Genomic DNA, 749 nt, shown 5'->3' with positions numbered 1-749 from the left:
CAAGCAGCTATTGAATTGATAGCGATTCAGATGGGGCGCGCGTCCAGCAGGCTGACAGGAATTGGCCAGCGCGATCGAATCTCATGGTGGTCAAAGTCGAGTGGCTGCTGGGTGCCTTATCTGGTCGTGACAGTAGATTGCAAACGCCAGCTTATGCCGCAGATGTGGCTGCATACATTTCGTTAAGCATTGAAGACCGCCCGGCCATAAGTGCGGCGTAGACTGCTCATCCGCGCACCTCGCGTAGTCATTGAAGGAGGCTCCCATGGCTGAGTTGGTTGCCGGGGCGAAGATGCCCATTCGACGCCCCGCAGCGGAGGTTTTCAGCGCGTTTGTCCAACCTGATCTCATCACAAAGTTCTGGCTGAAAAGTACCGCCGGTCCGCTCGCTCAAGGTGCTCAAGTTGAGTGGCAATTCATGGTTCCCGGCGCCACTGAGCGTGTGCGCGTCACTGCATTCGATGCGCCGCGCCGCATTGCGTTCTCCTGGCTGGAAGGCGGGCTGGACGTCGATATGAATTTTCTCGCCGAACAGAAAGATTTCACCGTTTTCAGTGTTGAAGTCCGGGGCTTTCAGGGCGAGGGCGCCATGGAGCAGGTGGTTAACGCCACCGAAGGGTTCAGCATTGTCTTGTGCGACCTGAAGGTTTTTCTTGAAACGGGGCGCCCGGCAAATCTGGTGAAAGACAAGGCTGAGTTGATACACCGAACCCGCGACACCTGAACTCCCATCGGGAATTGCCTGGAAG

2 protein-coding genes are annotated in these 749 nt (G+C 56.6%); both read left to right on the top strand.

Features of this window, described 5'->3' with window-relative positions; all coding sequences use genetic code 11:
• Positions 1-186: hypothetical protein (locus AC1DWI_RS25195; protein ID WP_477726186.1), on the top strand; the 186-nt coding region annotated here is incomplete at its 5' end.
• A gap of 79 nt (positions 187-265) precedes the next feature.
• Positions 266-724, top strand: coding sequence for an SRPBCC domain-containing protein (locus tag AC1DWI_RS25190; protein WP_477671098.1), 459 nt, complete (start codon positions 266-268; stop codon positions 722-724).
• The last annotated feature ends 25 nt before the right edge of the window (positions 725-749 follow it).

This window comes from Polaromonas sp. P3_C2, from assembly GCF_056402675.1.
The sequence above is the reverse complement of the archived record's forward strand: the minus strand, read 5'-3'. Positions and strand labels throughout refer to the sequence as shown.

Excerpts from the sequence above, each read along its gene's own strand:
- AC1DWI_RS25190 (WP_477671098.1), top strand. The coding sequence starts at position 266 with ATGGCTGAGTTGGTTGCCGGGGCGAAGATGCCCATTCGACGCCCCGCA.